At 60.8% G+C, this 19288-nt stretch carries 22 protein-coding genes and 5 tRNA genes; 8 read left to right on the top strand and 19 right to left on the bottom strand.

The annotated features are described in order from the left end of the window. The first annotated feature begins 48 nt into the window (after positions 1-48). Entirely contained in the window at positions 49-714 is a 666-nt protein-coding gene (locus I8J29_RS07070) for a TetR/AcrR family transcriptional regulator (RefSeq protein WP_208846940.1), read from the top strand. 186 nt (positions 715-900) lie between these two features. Here the strand turns inward: I8J29_RS07070 and I8J29_RS07065 are convergent, their stop codons facing one another. Together I8J29_RS07065 and I8J29_RS07060 are read right to left on the bottom strand one after the other, a co-directional pair. Continuing rightward, complete coding sequence (locus I8J29_RS07065; RefSeq protein WP_208846939.1) at positions 901-2097, bottom strand: MFS transporter; 1197 nt, start codon at positions 2095-2097, stop codon at positions 901-903. A gap of 21 nt (positions 2098-2118) precedes the next feature. After that, positions 2119-3369, bottom strand: coding sequence for an MFS transporter (locus I8J29_RS07060; protein ID WP_208846938.1), 1251 nt, complete (start codon positions 3367-3369; stop codon positions 2119-2121). A gap of 140 nt (positions 3370-3509) precedes the next feature. Here I8J29_RS07060 and I8J29_RS07055 point away from each other — a divergent pair, with 140 nt between their 5' ends. Then, positions 3510-4976: an aminotransferase class I/II-fold pyridoxal phosphate-dependent enzyme gene (locus I8J29_RS07055; RefSeq protein WP_090638195.1), complete on the top strand. Its 1467-nt coding sequence runs from the start codon at positions 3510-3512 to the stop codon at positions 4974-4976. A 145-nt stretch (positions 4977-5121) separates the two neighbouring features. Further along, on the top strand, positions 5122-5541 hold the full coding sequence (locus I8J29_RS07050) for a DUF1885 family protein (protein ID WP_208847156.1): 420 nt from the start codon (positions 5122-5124) through the stop codon (positions 5539-5541). A 57-nt stretch (positions 5542-5598) separates the two neighbouring features. On the opposite strand, the gene I8J29_RS07045 is transcribed toward I8J29_RS07050, so the two are convergent. Further along, the gene (locus I8J29_RS07045; protein ID WP_090638197.1) at positions 5599-5904 is read right to left on the bottom strand and encodes a DUF1292 domain-containing protein; all 306 of its coding nucleotides are present in this window, start codon (positions 5902-5904) and stop codon (positions 5599-5601) included. Between the two features lie 109 nt (positions 5905-6013). Beyond that, positions 6014-6583 (bottom strand): stalk domain-containing protein, encoded by a 570-nt coding sequence (locus I8J29_RS07040; protein ID WP_090638200.1) that lies wholly within the window; start codon positions 6581-6583, stop codon positions 6014-6016. A 516-nt stretch (positions 6584-7099) separates the two neighbouring features. Between I8J29_RS07040 and I8J29_RS07035 the strand changes: the two genes are divergently transcribed. Next, on the top strand, positions 7100-7828 hold the full coding sequence (locus tag I8J29_RS07035; protein WP_240545963.1) for an MBL fold metallo-hydrolase: 729 nt from the start codon (positions 7100-7102) through the stop codon (positions 7826-7828). 93 nt (positions 7829-7921) lie between these two features. On the opposite strand, the gene I8J29_RS07030 is transcribed toward I8J29_RS07035, so the two are convergent. From I8J29_RS07030 to I8J29_RS07020, 3 genes are all read right to left on the bottom strand, one after another. Beyond that, positions 7922-8188: a DUF3892 domain-containing protein gene (locus I8J29_RS07030; protein ID WP_208846937.1), complete on the bottom strand. Its 267-nt coding sequence runs from the start codon at positions 8186-8188 to the stop codon at positions 7922-7924. A 132-nt stretch (positions 8189-8320) separates the two neighbouring features. Further along, positions 8321-8572: a hypothetical protein gene (locus tag I8J29_RS07025; protein ID WP_208846936.1), complete on the bottom strand. Its 252-nt coding sequence runs from the start codon at positions 8570-8572 to the stop codon at positions 8321-8323. 84 nt (positions 8573-8656) lie between these two features. Then, entirely contained in the window at positions 8657-8821 is a 165-nt protein-coding gene (locus I8J29_RS07020; RefSeq protein WP_240546018.1) for a hypothetical protein, read from the bottom strand. Positions 8822-8969: 148 nt separating this feature from the next. On the opposite strand from I8J29_RS07020, the gene I8J29_RS07015 reads away from it, so the two are divergent. After that, a tRNA-Val gene (locus I8J29_RS07015) sits at positions 8970-9045 on the top strand. Positions 9046-9263: 218 nt separating this feature from the next. On the opposite strand, the gene I8J29_RS34160 is transcribed toward I8J29_RS07015, so the two are convergent. Beyond that, positions 9264-10169, bottom strand: coding sequence for a C40 family peptidase (locus I8J29_RS34160; RefSeq protein ID WP_276316260.1), 906 nt, complete (start codon positions 10167-10169; stop codon positions 9264-9266). Positions 10170-10412: 243 nt separating this feature from the next. Between I8J29_RS34160 and I8J29_RS07005 the strand changes: the two genes are divergently transcribed. Then, positions 10413-10488, top strand: a tRNA-Val gene (locus tag I8J29_RS07005). Positions 10489-10581: 93 nt separating this feature from the next. On the opposite strand, the gene I8J29_RS07000 is transcribed toward I8J29_RS07005, so the two are convergent. The 3 genes from I8J29_RS07000 to I8J29_RS06990 all read right to left on the bottom strand — a co-directional run bounded on the left by I8J29_RS07000 (position 10582) and on the right by I8J29_RS06990 (position 12255). After that, positions 10582-11505, bottom strand: coding sequence for a GH25 family lysozyme (locus I8J29_RS07000; protein ID WP_208846935.1), 924 nt, complete (start codon positions 11503-11505; stop codon positions 10582-10584). Further along, on the bottom strand, positions 11483-11773 hold the full coding sequence (locus I8J29_RS06995; RefSeq protein WP_090638212.1) for a phage holin family protein: 291 nt from the start codon (positions 11771-11773) through the stop codon (positions 11483-11485). The genes I8J29_RS07000 and I8J29_RS06995 overlap by 23 nt, the downstream gene beginning before the upstream one ends. A 134-nt stretch (positions 11774-11907) precedes the next feature. After that, positions 11908-12255 carry a hypothetical protein gene (locus tag I8J29_RS06990; protein ID WP_208846934.1) on the bottom strand — a complete coding sequence of 116 codons (348 nt, stop codon included), beginning with the start codon at positions 12253-12255 and terminating at the stop codon, positions 11908-11910. 182 nt (positions 12256-12437) lie between these two features. On the opposite strand from I8J29_RS06990, the gene I8J29_RS06985 reads away from it, so the two are divergent. Both I8J29_RS06985 and I8J29_RS06980 read left to right on the top strand, forming a co-directional pair. Further along, on the top strand, positions 12438-12776 hold the full coding sequence (locus I8J29_RS06985; RefSeq protein WP_208846933.1) for a L,D-transpeptidase: 339 nt from the start codon (positions 12438-12440) through the stop codon (positions 12774-12776). A 102-nt stretch (positions 12777-12878) separates the two neighbouring features. Next, positions 12879-13880: an S-layer homology domain-containing protein gene (locus tag I8J29_RS06980; protein WP_208846932.1), complete on the top strand. Its 1002-nt coding sequence runs from the start codon at positions 12879-12881 to the stop codon at positions 13878-13880. A 90-nt stretch (positions 13881-13970) separates the two neighbouring features. On the opposite strand, the gene I8J29_RS06975 is transcribed toward I8J29_RS06980, so the two are convergent. The 8 genes from I8J29_RS06975 to I8J29_RS06940 form a co-directional block, all read right to left on the bottom strand. Then, positions 13971-14795, bottom strand: a complete 825-nt coding sequence (locus tag I8J29_RS06975) for an SPL family radical SAM protein (protein WP_208846931.1) — start codon at positions 14793-14795, stop codon at positions 13971-13973. Between the two features lie 92 nt (positions 14796-14887). Beyond that, complete coding sequence (locus I8J29_RS06970) at positions 14888-15631, bottom strand: uracil-DNA glycosylase (protein WP_240545962.1); 744 nt, start codon at positions 15629-15631, stop codon at positions 14888-14890. A 555-nt stretch (positions 15632-16186) separates the two neighbouring features. Then, a tRNA-Leu gene (locus tag I8J29_RS06965) sits at positions 16187-16272 on the bottom strand. 24 nt (positions 16273-16296) lie between these two features. Then, positions 16297-16373, bottom strand: a tRNA-Ile gene (locus tag I8J29_RS06960). A 21-nt stretch (positions 16374-16394) separates the two neighbouring features. After that, positions 16395-16471 (bottom strand) — tRNA-Met (locus I8J29_RS06955). A gap of 85 nt (positions 16472-16556) precedes the next feature. Further along, positions 16557-16721 carry a hypothetical protein gene (locus tag I8J29_RS06950; protein WP_177222044.1) on the bottom strand — a complete coding sequence of 55 codons (165 nt, stop codon included), beginning with the start codon at positions 16719-16721 and terminating at the stop codon, positions 16557-16559. Positions 16722-16862: 141 nt separating this feature from the next. Continuing rightward, the gene (locus I8J29_RS06945) at positions 16863-18407 is read right to left on the bottom strand and encodes an ABC transporter substrate-binding protein (RefSeq protein ID WP_208846930.1); all 1545 of its coding nucleotides are present in this window, start codon (positions 18405-18407) and stop codon (positions 16863-16865) included. A 5-nt stretch (positions 18408-18412) separates the two neighbouring features. Then, positions 18413-19288, bottom strand: a complete 876-nt coding sequence (locus tag I8J29_RS06940; RefSeq protein ID WP_208846929.1) for an ABC transporter ATP-binding protein — start codon at positions 19286-19288, stop codon at positions 18413-18415.

Genomic DNA, 19288 nt, shown 5'->3' with positions numbered 1-19288 from the left:
AGAGGCGGCGAAACGGTGAAATTTAGCGCGTTGTTAGGAGTTGGCGCCATGAGCGACACGGTGGAAGCATGGATCGAAGAGCTGTTGAAGAGCGACGGCGCAGGCGCGAAAATGACGGAGAAGCAGGCGCGCATCGTCCAATCCGCGATCGAGGTCTTCGCCGAGAAAGGATACGCCGCGTCCTCGACCAGCGAGATCGCCCAGCGCGCGGGGGTCGCCGAAGGCACGATCTTCCGTCATTACAAGACGAAGAAGGACCTGCTGTTCGCGATCGTCGCGCCCGCGATGACGAAGCTGCTCGCGCCGTTCGTGCTGCGCGGCTTCCATAAAGTGCTCGATACGGAGTACGAGAGCTACGACCAGGTGCTGCGCGCGATGATCGAGAACCGGATCGAATTTTTGCGCAAGCATCGCAACATCCTGAAAATATTGCTGCAGGAGATTCCGTTCCATCCCGAAATGCAGGAGCGATTTCAGCGCGACGTGCTCGGCCTCGTCTTGGAACGGCTGCGCAAGCTCGTCGCCAAGTTCCAGGACAAAGGGCAGATGGCGGAGCTGCCGTCGTCGACCGTCGTCCGCCTCAGCGTGTCGGCGATCATGGGCTACGTGGCCGTGCGCACGGTATACGGGGAGCGCGAGGACGCCGTCTGGGACGACGACTTCGAGCGCGAGGAGACGATTCGCTTCGTCATGCGCGGCTTGGGCCTCGCCTGACGGGCGGCCTGCGCTAACCGAAAAAAGCTTCGCGCGGTCAGGAGACCGAGCGAAGCTTTTTGGTTATGCGCGCTGCCGGCACGGCTTCGAGCCCGATAAGGAGGCTCGCGATGCAGCCCGCCGAATCGCATGCAAGCGGCCGGCGGCGGACGCGGGCGCGAGAACGGCCCGTTCGTTCCGCCGCGCTTACGCCGAAGCCGACGACGGCTCCGTCGTCTCCCGCTTGCGGTCGAGCGCCCGGAAGCGGAACAGGAAGGTCAGCGCCAGCAGCGACAGGATGCCTCCCGCCACGTAAGGCAGCGCGATATGCGCGTGGAACAGCGCGGCGCCGACGAGCGGTCCGATGATCCGGCCGAGGCTGTCCATCGACGAGCTGAGGCCGGAGGCGACGCCCTGCCCCACCGTCGTCTTCTGCGTGATGAGCGACGTGACGCACGGCCGGATCAAGGCGTTGCCGATGCCGAAGATCGCGAGGTAGATCGTAGCCGCGAGCAGCGAGTGCGCCGTCACGAGCAGCAGGAAGCCGGCGGCGGAGACGACGAGGCCGGCGGCGATATACATCGGCTCCTGGCCCTTGCGGATCCGCCTGCGCACGACGCCGCCCTGGACAAGCGCGCCGACCAGGCCGCAGATCAGGAACATGAAGCCGACCTGCAGCGGCGTCACGTCGAAGCGCTGGTAGCCGAACAGCTGCAGCGTCGCTTCCAGGCCGGCGAGCGACAAAGAGACGAACAGCGCGAGCACGTACAAGTATTTGAGCGAGCCCGTGAAGGCGCTCCATCGGGACGGCTTGCGCTCGTTCCCGGCTTGGCGCGCCTCCGGCGCCAGCGATTCCGGCAGCTTCGTCACGGCGACGAAGAACGTGACGAGCGCGAGCGCGGCCGCGGCGAAGAACGGCGTATTCTGGGAGACGAGGCTGAGCAGCCCGCCAAAGCCCGGGCCGATCGTGAAGCCGAGGCCGATCGACATGCCGACCAGGCCCATGCCCTTCGTCCGCTGGTCCGGCGGGGTGATGTCCGCGACGTACGCGACGATGACCGACGTGACGGCGCCCGAGAACAAACCGCCGAGCAGGCGCGACGCGTACATGATCGGCAGGCTGCCGTCGGCGATGCCGAACAGCAGGAAGCTGGCCGCGAAGCCGAGTACGCCGGTCAGAATGACGGGCCGGCGTCCCACGCGGTCCGACAGGCCGCCCCAGAAGGGCGAAACGAGGAACGCGACGAGCGAATAGAACGACAGCATCATGCCCGTATGAAAATCGACGTAGCCCGGGCTCGCTTCTTTAATAAGCTCCGGCAAAACCGGAATAATAATCCCGAATCCGATGAACGTCGTCACCAGCATGACCATGACGACGCCAAGACGTTTATCCCTGTTCATGTTGCATTCCCTCCACTCCGATCATCGTACCACATCCGTCCGGTGTCTTGTTATGAACAAATGAAGAACAAACAAGACGAGCAGGACGGCGCCGCTGAACAGAAACGGAGCGTGCGGGCCGAGCTTGTCCCACAGCTTCCCGGACATGATGCTGCCGAATACCATGCCGAGCCCTTCGATCGTGAGGAAGAATCCCCATACGGCGCCCCGCTCCGCCTTCGGGATCGCCTGCGCGATCAGCGCGTTCCACGCGGGGATGATGCAGGCGTACCCGATGCCGACGAACGCGACGACCAGCAGCACGAGCGGCAGCTCGCGGGTATAGCCCAGCATGCCGAGCGAGAACGCCGCGACGAGGAAGCCGACGTGCAGGAACCATCGCGTGCCGAAGCGGTCCACCCATTTGCCGACGGGGATGAGCCCGAGCACCGTCACGGCGCCGCCCGCGACCAGGTACAGGCTGTATTCCTGCGGGGTCAGGTGCAGCACCGTGCGCGCGTACTGCGTAAGCACCGGCGTGAGCAGCCCGAGCGCGAAGTTCTGGGTGAACATCGCCGGATAGAGCAGCTTGCTGGCGTGCAGCGAAGCGCCGACCCGGGCGAAATAACGCCGCGCGCGGACGGCCGTCGGGAGATGCTTATGCTCCGATTCGGCGCGCGCGTCGCGCTCCTCCAGCGCGAACGACTTCGTCCGGCCCGGCAGGGCGAGCGCCACCAGCACGACGACGACCATCATGCCGATCAGCACGCGGAACGCCGGCGCGTACGAATGGACGATAAAGAAGTTGATGACGATCGGCCCGCAGCCGACGCCCGTCAGCCAGGCCATGTAGACGACGCTCATGATCGTGCCGCTCGCTTCGTTGCCGGCGACGGTCGTGGCGCCGTTGATGACGCACGGCCAGAGCGGCGAGGTGCCGACGCCAAGCAGCAGGCAGGCGGCCACGATCCAGCCGAACCCGCTCGCGAAGGTGATGATCAGCACCGACGCGCTCGTGAACAGCACGCCGAACAGCATGACGTACCGGTAGCCGATGCGGTCGATGATCCAGCCGAGCGGCGAGCGGAACGCGTTGTCTCCTATATATTGCAGCGCGAGCGCCCAACCGACCGCGTAGGCGGTCAGGTTCAGGTCCGTTCTCATATAGACCGGCAGAATCGAGACGAGCAGCGCGCCTTTGACGAATTCGACCAAATACATGATGACGAGCAGCTGAATGACGAACGGCGAGGACAGCACCTTTTTGCCGCCCCAGCTCTTCGCGATTTCCATGTCGGTCCCCCCTCCAACCCTAGTTCCGAATACCCTTTATTCCTTCTAGTCTCAACAAAAAAGCCGCTTGCAATCCCCCCCGATTTTGCTATACTCAACTTTGTTTGTAACAATCCAAGATGAAAGGCTGGGATGAAACCATGGATCATACCCGGACCCCGCTGTTCACCGCCCTAAGGGAGCATGCGGCGAAAGACCCCGTGCAATTCCATATTCCCGGACACAAGAAGGGAATCGGCAGCGACCCCGAATTCCGCGAATTTATCGGCGACAACGCCTTGTCGATCGATCTCATTAATATAGCGCCGCTGGACGACCTGCATCAGCCGACGGGCGTCATCGAGGAAGCCCAGAAACTGGCAGCCGACGCGTTCGGAGCTGATTATACCTTTTTTTCCGTGCAAGGGACAAGCGGCGCCATCATGACGATGATCCTGAGCGTCTGCTCCCCCGGCGACAAGATCATCGTGCCGCGCAACGTGCATAAGTCGATCATGTCGGCCATCATTTTCGCCGGCGCCCGGCCGATCTTCATCTCGCCGGCCCGCGACGCCAACCTCGGCATCGACCACGGCATCACGACGCGCGCCGTGCAGCGCGCGCTCGACCGCCACCACGACGCGAAGGCGGTACTCGTTATTAACCCGACGTATTACGGCATATGCGCGGATCTGAAGGAAATCGTCGATCTCGTCCACAGCTACGACATTCCCGTACTGGTCGACGAGGCGCACGGCGTGCTCATTCACTTCCACGAGAAGCTGCCGATGTCGGCGATGCAGGCCGGCGCCGATATGTCCGCGACGAGCGTGCATAAGCTCGGCGGCTCCATGACGCAGAGCTCGATCCTGAACGTGCGCAGCGAGCGCATCAACCAGAAGCGCGTCCAGACGATCATCAGCATGCTGACGACGACGTCGACGTCCTACATCCTGCTGGCTTCCCTCGATACGTCGCGCCGGAACCTCGCCATCAACGGCCACGACATCGCGGAGCGCGCGATCAACCTGGCCAAGCACGCCCGCGCCGAAATCAACAAAATGCCCGGACTCTACTGCATCGGCGAAGAGATTCTCGGCACCGAGGCCACCTACGATTACGATCCGACGAAGCTGACGATTCACGTCCGCCATCTCGGCATTACCGGCTACGAGACGGAGAATTGGCTGCGCGAGCATTACAACATCGAAGTCGAACTCAGCGACATGTACAATATCCTGGCCCTCGTTACGCCGGGCGACACGGAGGATTCCATCGGCAAGCTGCTGGTCGCCCTGCACGACCTGGCCGCGCAGCATCATGTGAACGAGGCGAACGAGCTGATCGTCAAGATTCCGGAGATTCCCCATCTCTCGCTGACGCCGCGCGACGCGTTCTACGCCGACACGGAAGTCGTGCCGTTCAAGGAATCCGCCGGCCGCATCATCGCGGAGTTCATCTACGTCTACCCGCCGGGCATCCCGATTCTGCTTCCGGGCGAAGTCATCTCGCAGACGAACATCGACTACATCGTCGATCACGTCGAGGTCGGACTGCCGGTGAAAGGTCCCGAGGACCGCAGCATTCAATTCGTCAAAGTCATCGTGGAAGAAGAAGCCATCTCTTAATCCCGCTGCCGCCCATGATCAGCCAGCCTGTCGAACGTATCCCCGGCGCCCTCGTTCCCGAGCGGCCCGGGGATTTTTGCGCGCCGGTTTCCGGTTATTGTCAATCGATTTTCGGGATGCTATGATGGGTTTGGAGGTGGCGATGATGAGTCAAAGCGCTTACATAAAGTTCGTGCAAGGTTCCGCGGTCGACGCGCTCAGCCTCGAGGACGTTAAGGAGCGGCTGGGCCGCTATAAGGAACAGACGGCGCTGACGGGCCGTCAGCTCGAGTGGGACTACGCCGATGCCGCGTTTCCGTATACGTTCGAGGCGAAGCCGGGCGAAGAAGACCGCTGGTTCTACCTGAAGGGAACGACGCCGCAGTACCGGTACATCCTGTTCGGTGTCGGTTCGGAGACGAACGGCGACGCTTCCGTGTCCCACGTGCAGGTCACGCTCCCGGATGCCGCCACGCACGGCGACAAGGCGAAGGCGAACGAACTGTGCAAGTACATGGCCAAGCAGTTGAAGGCCGAACTCAGGCTGTTCAACGGCCGGACGATTTACTTTAACCCCCGCAAATGACTTTCATGGCGTAACATTAAAAAAACTCCGGTGCCGGTCGGCAGCGGAGTTTTCGTTTTAGTTGTTGGCTTCGTTTTCGCGCTTGGCGATTTCTTCGTAAATCGCGGTCACGCGATCCCATTCCGCGTCATCCTCGATCCCCACGAGGAACGCCTCGCCGTCTTCTTCTTCGATGCGGAAAATGACGCCGTCCGCTTCAGGATCGTTGCGATCCAGCAACACGGAGTATACTTGTTCTTCCGATTCGAAGGTGAAGACCATGACCATTTCGCGTTCGTTGCCTTCCTCGTCCGTGACAAGGAATACGTGCTCTTCGTGGTCGTGATCGTGGTCGCAGTTCTCGTCATGCACGTGATCGCTCATTGTAGACCCTCATTTCCATTCATAGATATCTTCCCTCGTATCGTAACATGGAACATGCCGCGGGTCAAACGAAAGCGCCTCCGCCAACGGGGCGGAAGCGCATGCGCAATCAGGGAGCCTTGGCCGTGATCGTCTTCTGGGACACGAGGTTCCAGTCGTCGCCGGACGAGACTTTCATATAGAAGTTAATCGTATATTTGCCGGCCGCATCGAACGTATACGTATAATCGTCGGTCCGGTACCAGAAGTTATCCTTGTCGACGGAAACGTTCTTCGATTGAATGACCTGCTCGGCTCCGCTCGGGTCGGCGATCGTCAGCTTCACGGCCGAGATATCGGTCAGCAGATTGTCGATTTGGGCGAACACCTTGAACGTGATCTTGTTGCCCTTGACGACGTTGCCGAAGATCGTCGTGTCCTGAAACAGGAACATGTGCACGTTCGGCTTGTAGATCGTCACCTTCTTCGAGGCATCGTCCCAGAAGACGAGCGATTGCAGCGTATTCGCGACCTGTCTCGCCGATAGATACGTCTTGCCGTCCGAGAAAATGCCCGCATCGTTCAATTCGCCGCCGTTGACGATGACGCGGATGCGCTGCGAAGCCCCGTCCGCGAACAGCATCGTTCCGCCCCATAAGGATAACACCAGCGACGCAATCAGAAGCTTTCTGAACTTCATGGTAGTAGACCCTCCGTCCGATGTCTGGATGAATGGTTATACTCGCCAAGTCGTCCAAAGTTGCGCCAACGCAAAAAGTTTTTTCCTCTTTGGAATTGTCGCTTTATGTTGAAACCTGCGCTTGCCCGGGAAATGCGAAGCCGGGAAATGAACCCTTACACGAACGTCCGCGTCAACACGCAGGGCACGCCTTTGCCCATCGCGCCCGGTTTTCGCATGCGGTCCAAGTACCGCATCCCTCTCCCGCACGGCGTCTTGCACACCGCGCACGTATCGGAAAGCACAATCTTGAGCACCGCCTGTTTGCGGTCCGAGGCCGATTTTTTCTTTGCCGCTTTTCCTTTTCCGCCTGAAGCCATATTGTCCGCACCCGCCATTCTAAGTTCCGTTTCATGCTATCGTATGACGGCCCTTGACAAGTGTGCCTGGCTTAAGAGCGGGGGAACGCGTTTTTCTTTCCATTTCCCGCCGGAGATGATAAATTGAAAAATATCGTACGCATAGGGGGATGTCCGCTTGGATATTCAAATGCTCGGAACGGGGAGCGCGTTCGCGAAAACGTACTTTAACACGAACGCGCTTATCTATACGGATTCGCATACGCTGATGCTCGATTGCGGCACTACCGCGCATCAGTCGCTTCACCGGCTCGGCAAGCCGCTCTCGGATATCGACGCCGTCCTGATCAGCCACATTCATGCCGATCACGTCGGGGGCATGGAAGAGCTCGCCTTCCGGATGAAATTCGCGTTCGGGCGCAAGCCGCTGCTGTTCGTGCCGGAGCCGCTGGCCGGGCCGCTCTGGGAAACGTCGCTTAAGGGCGGCTTGCTGCAGGACGAATTCGCCGCCTTGGACGACTACTTCGAGGTGCGGCTGCTCCAGCCCGGCGTCCGGACGGAGCTGATCCCGGGGCTGGCCGCCGAGCCGATTCGAACCGCGCATATCCCGAACAAAATCAGCTACTCGTATGTGCTGAACGACGATTTCTTCTATTCCGCCGACCTGACCTTCCACCCCGAGCTGCTTCGCGCGCTCGTCGAGGAACGCGGCGTCCGGACGATTTTTCACGACTGCCAGTTGAAGCCGCCGGGCGCGGTGCATACGACGCTCAAGGAGCTCGAGTCGCTGCCGCTCCATATCCGGGAGCGGATTCGGCTCATGCACTATGACGACACGAAGCCGCAATACGAAGGCAAGACCGGCGTGATGACGTTCGTCGAGCAGCATGAGCGGTACCGGTTTTAAACGGCTGGCCGGACGCCGCCGCAATCGCCGAAACTGCCGTCAGACATGACAAAAGCCCGCGCGAGCGCGGGCTTCTTCGTATGGAATCGGCCGTCAGTACGTCGGCAGCTGGTCCAGATTGTTCGTCGGATCGCCGTCCGCGTCGCCGCGGATGTACGTTTCGCCGTCCCGCCCTTTGAAGGCGTTGACGCCGGCGATTTCGCCGTTCTGCACGGCGGACAGCGCTTGCTCGTAGTTCAGTTCGCGGCCGGCCGAGGTTTTGAAGGACATCAGATCGCCGTCGCCGTTTTTCCGGGCCGCCACGAACGACTCTCTGTCCGCTCCTCCCGCTTCGCCGCTTGGATGATGCACGCGTGCCATGGAAATCCCTCCTTCCTGCGATTGGATGCGTATGTAGCTTTTCCCGGCGGATGGCCGGTTATGCACGTCACGGCGCCAAAAAAGTCCGGATGCGCGAGGCACCCGGACGGCGGCGTCCAAGTTCGTTCGGACTCAATCGGTGGTCATCAGCGGCGGCTGCCGCTGCTCCGGAGGCGTTTCTCCGGGCATGGCCGGCACGAGATCGCGCGGCTCTCCCTCCGGGTCGTATACGCTGCCGAACACGGACCGGTCCTGCGGATACACGGTCCTGGTCACGCTTTCGAACAATTCGGCCTGGGGAGGCGCCGTCGCGTTGACGGCGGAATGGGACTGCGCGCAGCCTGCGCACAGCGAGATACATAGAACAGCGAGCATGCGTTTCATGGCAACCACTCCCGGTTATGGAAAAACTTTCGTCTGGAAGTAGTATGCCCGCCCAGCTTGGAATCAAACCCGATCGCCGCCCCGTTAGCGCTTGCCGCCTGCTTCCGGAGGCAGCTTCCGCCTCCACACGTAGCGTTCGTCGTAATCCGTGGTATCGTCGATGACGACCTTGGCCACGTACGCGCAAACCGTAATGACGATGCCGAACAATCCGATCAGCCATACCGCCAAATAGGCAGCTTCCTCCACTAGACAACCCGCCTCTCCTGAAATCGCTTGCTTGAGTACACCTTATGCGGGCCGGATCGCGCTTAGAACAATTTATTTCAAAAAGCGGTTGACTTCGCTTTCGCCGTTTGTTATATTATTACTTGTCACTGAGACGAACGCACACTATGATCTGGTAGCTCAGCTGGGAGAGCACTATCTTGACAGGGTAGGGGTCACAGGTTCGAACCCTGTCCAGATCACCATAACTCACGTGATAAAATCCTTAAGTCTTTAAGGATTTTTTTGTTTTTCAGAATGGTTTTCGAAATGCGCGATTCAAGATTCGCAGTCTGACATCGCAATAAAAGGCCCATGCGCTTGAGCGCATGGGCCTCTTTTCGTTTGTTTGACGGCAGGCGCCGGTGATGGGCGGACGCAGACGTCTATGATCTTCTCGCTGCATCCTCGCGGCAAGCTGCGGCTACAGCACCCGTCTTCCGAACAGGAACCGCTTGTCCCAATCCCCGTCCAGCCGCGTGATCGTGACGCCGGGCTCGCCGTACGTCTGAATGACCTGGTTATTGCCGAGATACATGCCCACGTGGCCGACGATGTCGCGGCTGGCATAGCGGCCCGGCGTATAGAAGAACACGAGATCGCCGGGCGCCAGCTTGTCGCGGGAGACGGATTGCCCGATTCGCGATTGGGCCTGGGCGCTCCTCGGAAGCTCGATGCCGACGTGCTTGAACACATGCTGCATGAACGACGAGCAGTCGAACGCGTCGCTCTGCGCGTACGGTTCGGCATCGAACCGGTAAGGCGTGCCGACGAATTTCTTCGCGAAGGCGATCGCCGTCTCCGCTTTCGGGCTTCCGGCCGCGGCGGCCCGCAGCGTATTGCCGCGCTTGTCCATCGTCGTCTGCTTCACCGGCTCTATGCGCGGCGCCACGACGACCGTCTTGCTGCGGGCGTCCCAACGGACCGGCGTTTCGATCAGCTGCGACAACGAACCAAGCTCGACGTACAGCGACGTTCCGATCATGCGGGGCGCCTCCCGCAGCGTAACGGCTTGGTCGCCGATCGACGCGCGCTTGGAATCCGCGGCCAACGTATAGAGCGGGTCGCTGAAGCCGATCGACGCCGCGTTGGTTCCCGGTTTGAGGTCGTAGCGGTAATTGAGCAGCGCGGCCGCCCGTTCGGCCGGAATCCAGATCCTGCCGTGGTCGTTCATATGCTCGGAAGCGAAGACGCGCGCGTCTCCCTGCGTCCTCAGCTGAATGACGTTCCCGGCATTCCGGACCTTCGTTCCGTCCTGCGCCGAACAGGATGCCAGCAGAAGCGCCGCCGCCGTCCAGATCATGGCGCCCTGCATCATGATGCGTTTCATCGTGTCGCGGTCCCTCCCCTTGCATGCGCGCGTCCACCGGGACGGAATCACGCATGGGTTGTCTTTCCATACGAGAGAGTAGTATGGCCTCCAAGGCCGGCCCGTATGCAGGCTGTTATCTTGGATCGTTCGCCCGCCTCCGAAAGCCCGTTTCATGAACGCATAAAAAACTTTCGTAAACCTCTTGCGTTTTCGCACAAACGCCTATATAATCTATCTTACTGAAGGAAACAATTTCATCGTGATCTGGTAGCTCAGCTGGGAGAGCACTATCTTGACAGGGTAGGGGTCACAGGTTCGAACCCTGTCCAGATCACCATCCTCATCCACCGAAGTTCTTGAGCGATCAAGAGCTTTTTTTTATGCCAAAAACCCCCGCGAATCTAGATTCGGCGGGGGTTCTTGCATCTAGCTAGCCGTTCACGTTCAGATAAGCCGTCTTCGTATCGGCATCCCATGAAACCGTCCCGCTGAGCAGCGCCGCGGCGGTTTGGAGGCTGATATAGGTCTTCCCTCCGACGACGAGATACGAATCGACCGGCTTGCCGCCGAGGTACGGCGCGGCTTCCTCCGCCCGCCATTCGACCGGCACGTTCAAGGCTTCGCCGAGCTGGCGCAGCGGAAGATACGCGTGCCCGTCGAAGGCGCGTCCGTTCGGGACCGGCTTATCGTTGGCGACGATGGTCACGTCGCCGTTCGCCGCCGGACCCGGGGCGGAAGACGTGCCGCCGGCGTACCGGTCGAAGAAGGCTTTCTCCATGGCGTTCACGTCGGCATTGCCCTGAATCCCGCCGACTCTTCCTTTCGCCGTATATTGGAACACCGACCACTGCTTCCACGCTTCGTTGCCCGCCGGCCGATCGACGCCGTAATGCGCGATCCATAGCGGCCATTTGCCCAGACTCTTGCCGAGATACGTATCGGCGAAGCTGGCCCCGGTGTAGATCATCGCCGGGCGGCCCGTCAGCCGCTCGACCTCCTTCAGCCACGTCGAACACCACGTCGTCAGCGCGCCGAGCTTGGACGCCTCCCCTTCTACGTCCAGCACATGCGGGAAATCCGCCTTCCGCTCCCCGATCGTCTCGACGAAATGCGCCGCCTCTTCCTTCGCCCCGTTGCGCTCCGGGTGGGCGTAATGATAGAAGCCGATGCGCAGGCCGGCCTTTGCGGCCGCCGCGGCGTTGACCGCGAACAGCGGATCGACGAACGTCGTGCCTTCCGTCGCTTTGATGAAGGCCCCTGCGACGCCGCCCGCGCTCACCTTCCCCCAATCGATGTCGCCCTGATGATGGGAAACGTCGACCACGCGGACGTTACTGCTTCGTCTGGCCTGCATCGTCCCCGGATGCTCCCTTCCTCGCTTGTTTGAACAGCTGATGGCCGTACACCGAGAACGCGCCGGTCAGGATGCCTTGCAGCACGCTCTTGACGTTGAAGCCCAGCATGAAGAGCGATACGACGACCGCGAACACCGTCAACATATAGACGATCGACCAATCCGGCACATGCGGCGTCCGTTTCAGCGCATAACCCAACACCCAGCAGGCGGCAAGCAGGATATAGAGCGACGGATCGATCAGTTCCTGAATCACGGTAAAATCCAAGTCTATCAACCTCCGTTTTCTACTAGACTATGACAGCCGCCCCCTTGAGGTGCATGGAACCGGCCGCCATCCGTCAGACGCCCGGAACGCGAAAACGGACGACGCCGCGGCGGGCATCGTCCGTTTTCGCCTTGTTAAGAAGAATAACCGGGCAAATTCGCGTTCTGATTCGTCAGCTTGGGCAAAATACGCATGGACGCGATATGCGCCTTGGTTTCCGGCGTCCCGAGCTCGTACACGTACGCGTATAAATCCAGCAGATCCGCGCTGAATTCCTCCGTCGCGGGATCGCGCTCCGCCGATTTGTACGGAATGATCGCCCGGGCCGACGTCAGCTCGTCGTTCCGGTCCTCCCGGTCGAGCTTGCGCTGCAGCGCTTCGAGCTGCCGCTCGTCCGCCCGGATCGCCAGATGATCCGTCTCCGGGGGCTCGACCTGAATGGTGCGCGCGGATATCGAGACGTAATAGATCGGCATCGTCATGTCGCTCGCTCTCCTTTCGCGGCGGCCGCCCTTCGTGCGCAGATCGCGCGTTTCGACCGCCCTTATCCCTCCTTACACGGGCAGCGGCTCGGCCGAATCGCCTTTCGCGCCGTTTGGGCGCCCGCATCCAATCCCGTTCCGCCCGCCGAACATAGACTAGGGCGAACGGGAGGGAAGGCGGCATGCCAAAATACCGGATCATCGTGGATTTGTCCGACCGTCAGCTCTATTTGCTCGACGGCAGCATCGTCGTACGCGGATTCCCGGTCGGCATCGGCCGGATGGTCACGAGGACGCCGACGGGCGAATACGAAATCATCAACAAAGAGCCGAATCCCGGCGGCCCGTTCGGCGTCCTGTGGATGGGACTCTCGAAGCCGCATTACGGGATCCACGGCACGAACGACCCGGGGTCGATCGGACGGGAAGTATCGCACGGGTGCATCCGCATGTATAACGAAGACGTGCTCGCGCTGTCCGCCCTCGTGCCGATTCATACGCGCGTCACGATCCGGCCTTAGCGGCCGGATCGGGCGCGTACCGGCCCGTGCAACCTTTCGGGAGCGGGAAGCGTCTACATAGATGCAAGCCATTACAATTATTTGGCAAACGGGGTGGATAAAATGAAGAAACCGATCGCCGCGCTTAGCGTCATGCTGCTGCTGATCGCGGCCTTGACGCAGTCGGTATGGGCGTTCTCGGACACGAAGGGTCATCCGAACGAAGCCAAGATCGCCGAGCTGCAGAAGCTCGGCATCCTGTCGGGCGATCCGAAGACGGATACGTTCGATCCGAACGGCAGCATGACGTACGCCGCGGGCATCTCCATGATCGTGAACGGGCTCGGCTTAAATCTGGACGGGATTAACTTCATCAAAGAACCGAAGGTAACGGACAGCTTTCCGAATATGAAGGACGATGCCTGGTACGCGAACGCCTTCATTATCGCGGCCATGAACGGGCTCGATATTCCGCGGGACACGAAGGCGAACGCCCTCATGACCCGCGAGCAATTCGCGCATCACCTGATGCAGGCGCTGCTCAAGAAAGGCGACTATGCCTTCATCGACCTCTACGTCGTCTTGAAGGACGAAGCGGAGGTGAACCCGGACTACATGGGCAGCGTACAGCGGCTTCTCGTATCGGGCATCGCCAAGCTGGACGATACGCAACGCTTCGAGCCGAAGGCGGCGATCACGCGCGGCGACGCGGCAGGCTGGCTCTACGATACGATCCGGTTCGTCGCGACTCACGAGCCGATCGAGCCGCCGGTCGATCAGCAGCCGTTTCCGCTGTCCGATCTGACGCTCTCCGCCAAGGCCGTCTCGGCCGACGTGAACGAGGTGACCGTCAGCGCGCAGGCGCCGAATCCCGGTTACGGCATCCGGATCGCGTCGATCGCGTTCGACGGGGACCAAGCCGTCGTGTACGTCGAACCGATCTATCCCGAGAAGGGCAAAATGTATCCGCAGGTCATCACGCAGGTGAAGGCGGTCACGTACGTCTCGTCCGCGTACAAAGCGGTGCTTGGCGGCCAAGGCGCCGGCACCGGCTCTTCGGCCGGTTCCGCGGCCGGCGGGTCCACGGGCATCCTCGGCAGCGACGGTGACACGCAGCGCGACTGATCCGGCCCGACCATGAAGAAGCCCCCGTTATCGATAACGGGGGCTTCTTCATGCGCCGACGCGGGCGCGGCCGGCACGGCGCCGGGACGATCAGGGCAGGAAGCCTTCCTGCCCGAAATAAACGGCGCCTTCGGGCATCGCCTGCCGCAGCGTCCGGACGAACGCGTCCGCCGTCTCCGGGGCGTACTGCGCCTCCGCCCCCAGCTCGCGGTAGCGGTCGGCCATGCGCAGCTGCGCGGAGCGCTTCCCGCCGCTGCCGTCGCCGCGGAAGAAATCGTCCACGACGACGCGCTCGACCGCCGACGCGAGCAGCGCGGGGAACGCGTCGCTGCACGGCAGCAGCGGCGACACGGCCGCCTGGACCGGCACGCCGGCCTCGCGGAGCCCGCGGATGGCCCGCAGCCGGGCCGCGAGCGGCGGGGCGGACGGCGTCAGCGCCTTGCGAACGGCTTCAAGGTCCGTCTCGACCGTCATGCTGACCCGGACGCGATCCCCGAGCCGCAGCAGCAGGTCCGCGTCGCGCAGCACGAGCGGGCTGCGGGTTTGCACGAGCAGAAACCGCGGCGGCTCCTCCTCCGCCATGATCTCGAGCAGCCGCCGCGTCAGCCGCTCGGCATGCTCGGCCGGCTGGTACGGATCGGTGGCCGACGACATGAACACCGTCAGGCCGCCCTTCGCGAGCGCCCGACGCCATTCCCGGCGGAACGCGTCCGCGTCGAACCGCTTCGGATCGACCCACTCGCCCCATGGGCTGTCCCGGAACAACGCGACCGGCATCCGCCTGACGTAACAGTACGAGCAGCCGAACGCGCAGCCGACGTACGGGTTCAGCGTATAGGCGTAGCCGGCCAAATAACCCGAAGCGGCGTTCAGCCACCGGACCGATCTGGGTTTTGCTTGCGTTTGGTCCCCCAAGTCGTCACCCCCTCTTCTACCCGTGATCAAAGAATAAAGCTGTACCGATCGAGCTTCGAACGCAGCGCTCCATCATGCCGGCAAGGGCTAAATCATAAGCGCCGCGATGCGTGCTCGCCGGCCGCCGCCGCTTCCAGCTCCGCAAGCGAAGGCAGGGGCCAGCGGATCTCCTCCGCGCCGATTTGCCTCAAGCAGGCGTTGACCTTCGAATACGGACGGCTGCCGAAGAAGCCCCGGCGCGCGGAGAGCGGGCTCGGGTGCGGCGACGCGAGGACGAAATGGCGCGCCGTATCGATCAGCGATTCTTTCGTCTGCGCGTGCTTGCCCCACAGCACGAACACGACCGGCTGCTCGCGCTCGTTCAGCGCCCGGATGACGGCATCCGTGAAAGGTTCCCAGCCGAGCCGCGAATGGGAGCCCGGTTCTCCGTCGCGCACCGTGAGCGCCGTGTTGAGCAGCAGCACGCCCTGCCGCGCCCAAGGAATCAGGCAGCCATGGTCCGGCATCGCGCAGCCGAGATCGTCCTTCAGCTCCTTCAGCATGTTTTGCAGCGATGGCGGCTTCTTCACGCCGGGCAGCACCGAGAAGCTGAGGCCGTGCGCTTGCCCGGGGCCATGGTAAGGGTCTTGTCCGAGCAGGACCGCTTTCGTACCCGCGAAGGACGTATAATGAAGGGCGTTAAAAACCGCGGACGGCTTCGGGTATACGGTCTCCCGTTCGTACTGGCGCGACAGCTCGTCCAGCAGCGTTTGAAAATACGGCCGGTCCATCTCCCGCTCCAGCATGCCGGCCCAATCGTTCTTGAACGCGGGCTTGGTCAGTTCCGTCATCGTCATCACCTCTATCCTAGTAAACCCGTCTTCCGCGCCGATGAAACCGTTCGGAGGAATGGGGCGTTGCATGGTTCTAAGTATAGGAGGTCGGGCGAGGAAACTCAAACGTAGACGGGTTAGTTCAAACCTCCCATCCTCTGTTCAACTACGTGCAGTCGCGCCATTTTTCGGAATTTCCGAGAACTTGATTCTCTTCTACTGAGTAACGTGATAAAATAAGGCCTTTCATAGACAATTGGGAGGGGCGCGCTTCGGATAGCGGATATGCGGCATTCCTGGTTAAGAAAGCGGATGCGAATCCACTGATTGCCTTCGGCCGGGATTACGACGGCAAAGGCGGCGTTTGGCTGAAGCCCTAACCGCTGGAGGTACTTCGGGATCCTTTTATCCGGAGGCCGATTTATCGATTCCAGCCATAAAAAAACTTCCTCCGCACAACAATGTACGAGGAAGTCCTTATTTCGAATCCTGTGCGCGACTATGCGGCACGCAGGATTTTGGATAAACGATTCGGCGATCAAAAGTGAAAAACCTTGATTGCTCAAGGTTTGTCCGTAATGCCGAGGACGGGAATCGAACCCGTACGGTGGTCACCCACCGCAGGATTTTAAGTCCTGTGCGTCTGCCAGTTCCGCCACCCCGGCAAGTTATGGTGATGATCCGTGGAATGGTGGGCCCTGAGGGACTCGAACCCCCGACCAATCGGTTATGAGCCGACCGCTCTAACCAACTGAGCTAAGGGCCCTTGCGATAATAATCGAAAGGTTGGTTGCGGGGGCAGGATTTGAACCTGCGGCCTTCGGGTTATGAGCCCGACGAGCTACCGAGCTGCTCCACCCCGCGATAACACCGATTCACAACAGAATCATTCAATGGCGACAAGTGTTAATATACTATAAGGATAAACAATAAGTCAAGCATAAATCTGTTATGGCAGGAATCGAACGCCAAATTTCCCTTTGCGCGACCGGAACACTTCGATTTCCTGCGGACATTCATAGCCGTAGACCCACCAGTCGTTCTCCATCCGCCGGACCAAACAGCTTGCTTGAAACTTGGTGTCGTACAAGCGGCCCCAATAAACCCATTTCATGCGCGCAGCCCCTTCCATTGCCGTTTCGAATAGCGTTCCCAGTTTGGCCGAAAATAAGCGTTTCGACGCCGGGAGCATGCGCGCGGCAGGCGACGAAAAAAAGCAGCCGCGCCTAAGCGCGACTGCCGTTTTCGTTTCTCGTTAACCGACCGGCTTCACGTCGACTGCGGGCCCGCCGCCCAAACCGACGCCGCCGCCTACCCCGTCGATCGGCCCGTTCGGGTTCGTCTTGATCTGCTGCAGCAGGGCGTCGCCTTTGGTCTGCCATTCTTTCAGCGCCGCGTCGACGGATTTCTTCTTCTGCAGCACCTCCTGGAAGAGCGGCTGCGCGAGATTTTGCACTTGGTAGAGGTTCGGTTTGTCTTGGAACAGCTTATCGATCGCCGGATCCTGCGGCGGCACCGGCTTCAGCGTGTAGAACGCCTGGATGTTGTAGCTCATGCCGTCCTTCGGCTTCAGGAACGACTTGCGGGATACCATCTCGTACGTGCTGCGGGACTTCAGCTTCGCCCATTCCTTGCTGTTGTTGAAGGCGATGAAATCCCACGCGTCGTCCGGATTTTGGGCTTTCGCGTTGATCGACATGAGATTGTTCAAATAGATGTTGCCGCCGACGCCCGGCACCTCCGTGAATTGCGGCACCGTGACGACGTCCCAGTCCACGGATTTGATTTCTTGGTTCTTGGCCGAGGCGTCCTTGGCGGCGGACAGCTGCGTCACGTAATCGTACCCGGCGACCATCATCGCCACGCGGCCGCTCAGGAACAGATCGCCCTGGAACGGATCGTAGACGGCTTTGTCCTTGATGATGCCGCCGCCTGCGCCGTTGTTGACGTCTTCCTGCGTCGGTACCGTTTTCGATTCGTACAGGTCCGCGATGTCGGTCCACACTTTTTTCCAAGACGCGTTATCGACGCTCATCTTCTCGGCTTTGTTGTCGAACATTTTCAGCTGCAGCGGAGCCGAATACGTCTGGGAATCCCAGTACGGATCGCCGGTGTAGCGGTTGAAGGACAGGCCGAACTTGCGGTCCTTGCCGTCGCCTTTCGCGAGCCGCTTCGCCAGCGTGACGACGTCCGGCCAGGTCATGTTGTCTTTCGGCGGCTCGATGCCCGCGTCGGCGAACATTTTTTTGTTGTAGTACAAAGCGGAGGAGCTGAACGTCGGCGTCAGCGCGTAAATGCTGCCGTCCCCCAGATCCTTGATGCCGTCGAGCACGGTCGGCACGATGTCGTCGATGTCGAATTCTTTGTCCTGAATGAGCGTATCGAGCTTCGTGACCAAATTGTCCTGCGTCAGCCGCCGGAGCACCCCGGAATCCATGATGACGACGTCCGGCGGATTGCTTCCGTTCATCATTTCCTTGACCTTCTCGTACACGTCCGGCTGCTTCTGGTTCGGATCCGGCTGTTGGAAGCGCTGGTCATCGTAATTGATCGCCGCGACGATCTCGATGTCGACGTTCGGATGCGTCAGCTCGTAGCCGTCCGTGAACTGCTGGCGGTAGTACGATTCGGTATCCGCGTTGGAACCGACGAAGCCGACGCGCAGCACGTGCTGCTTGCCGTCGTCGCTGCCCGATCCTTTGCTGCACGCCGCCAGGCTGGACGCGACCAGCGCCATGGACAGCGCCGCCGCCGAAGCCCTCAGTACGATTTTCCCTTTGCCCCGCTGCTTGTTCTTCATACGGTTTACCCCTCCAATGATTTGGGCGGCGAAATGATGATCCGCTCGCCGTCGAATTCCATCGATGCTTTATCTGTAATGTTCAAAGCCGTCAAATACGTTTTCGGAATTTGCAGCCGGCCGACGCGGTCCACGACGACGTACTCTTCGTGCACGTTTCCTTGCGCCAGTCCGCCCTGCTCGAAATCGTCGTCCAGATTCGGGTTCCGCTTGATGAACTCGGTGCTCGTCAAGCCGTCGCGGATGGCGACGACGCGGTCCACCTTGCCCGCGAGGGACAAGTCGTGCGTGACGATGACGATCGTGATGCCGAGCTCCCGGTTCAGCCGCCGGAAGATCTCCATGATCATATCCGACGTCCGCGTGTCGACGGAGCCGGTCGGCTCGTCGGCCAGCAGCATCTTCGGCCGGTTGGACAGCGAGATGGCGATCGCCACCCGCTGCTGCTCGCCGCCGGAGAGCTGATGCAGCTTGTTGTGCATCCGGTCCTTGAGCCCGACCCACTCCAGCAGCTGCTTGGCATAGGCGCGGTCGAGCTTGGAGCTGAACATCATCGGCATCTCGACGTTCTCGAGCGCGGACAGGTACGGCAGCAGGTTGCGCGCGTTGTTTTGCCAGATGAAGCCGACGGTGTCGCGTTTATACGAAACGAGCTGCTCGTCGGTGATCTTGAGCAAATCCCACTGGCCCACCGTGACGCTGCCGGCGGAAGGCCGGTCGAGGCCGCCCAAAATATTGAGCAGCGTCGACTTCCCGCTTCCGCTGTTGCCGATGATCGCCATCATCTCCCCTTCGCGGACCTGAAGGTTCAGCCCCTGAAGCGCGACGACCTCGAGATCGTCGGATTTGTAAATCTTCACCAAGCCTTCGCAAGTAATCAT

The organism is Paenibacillus artemisiicola, assembly GCF_017652985.1.
Taxonomy (GTDB): domain Bacteria; phylum Bacillota; class Bacilli; order Paenibacillales; family Paenibacillaceae; genus Paenibacillus_Z; species Paenibacillus_Z artemisiicola.
Note: the sequence above shows the minus strand (reverse complement) of the source record. Positions and strands in the feature narration are given on the sequence as shown.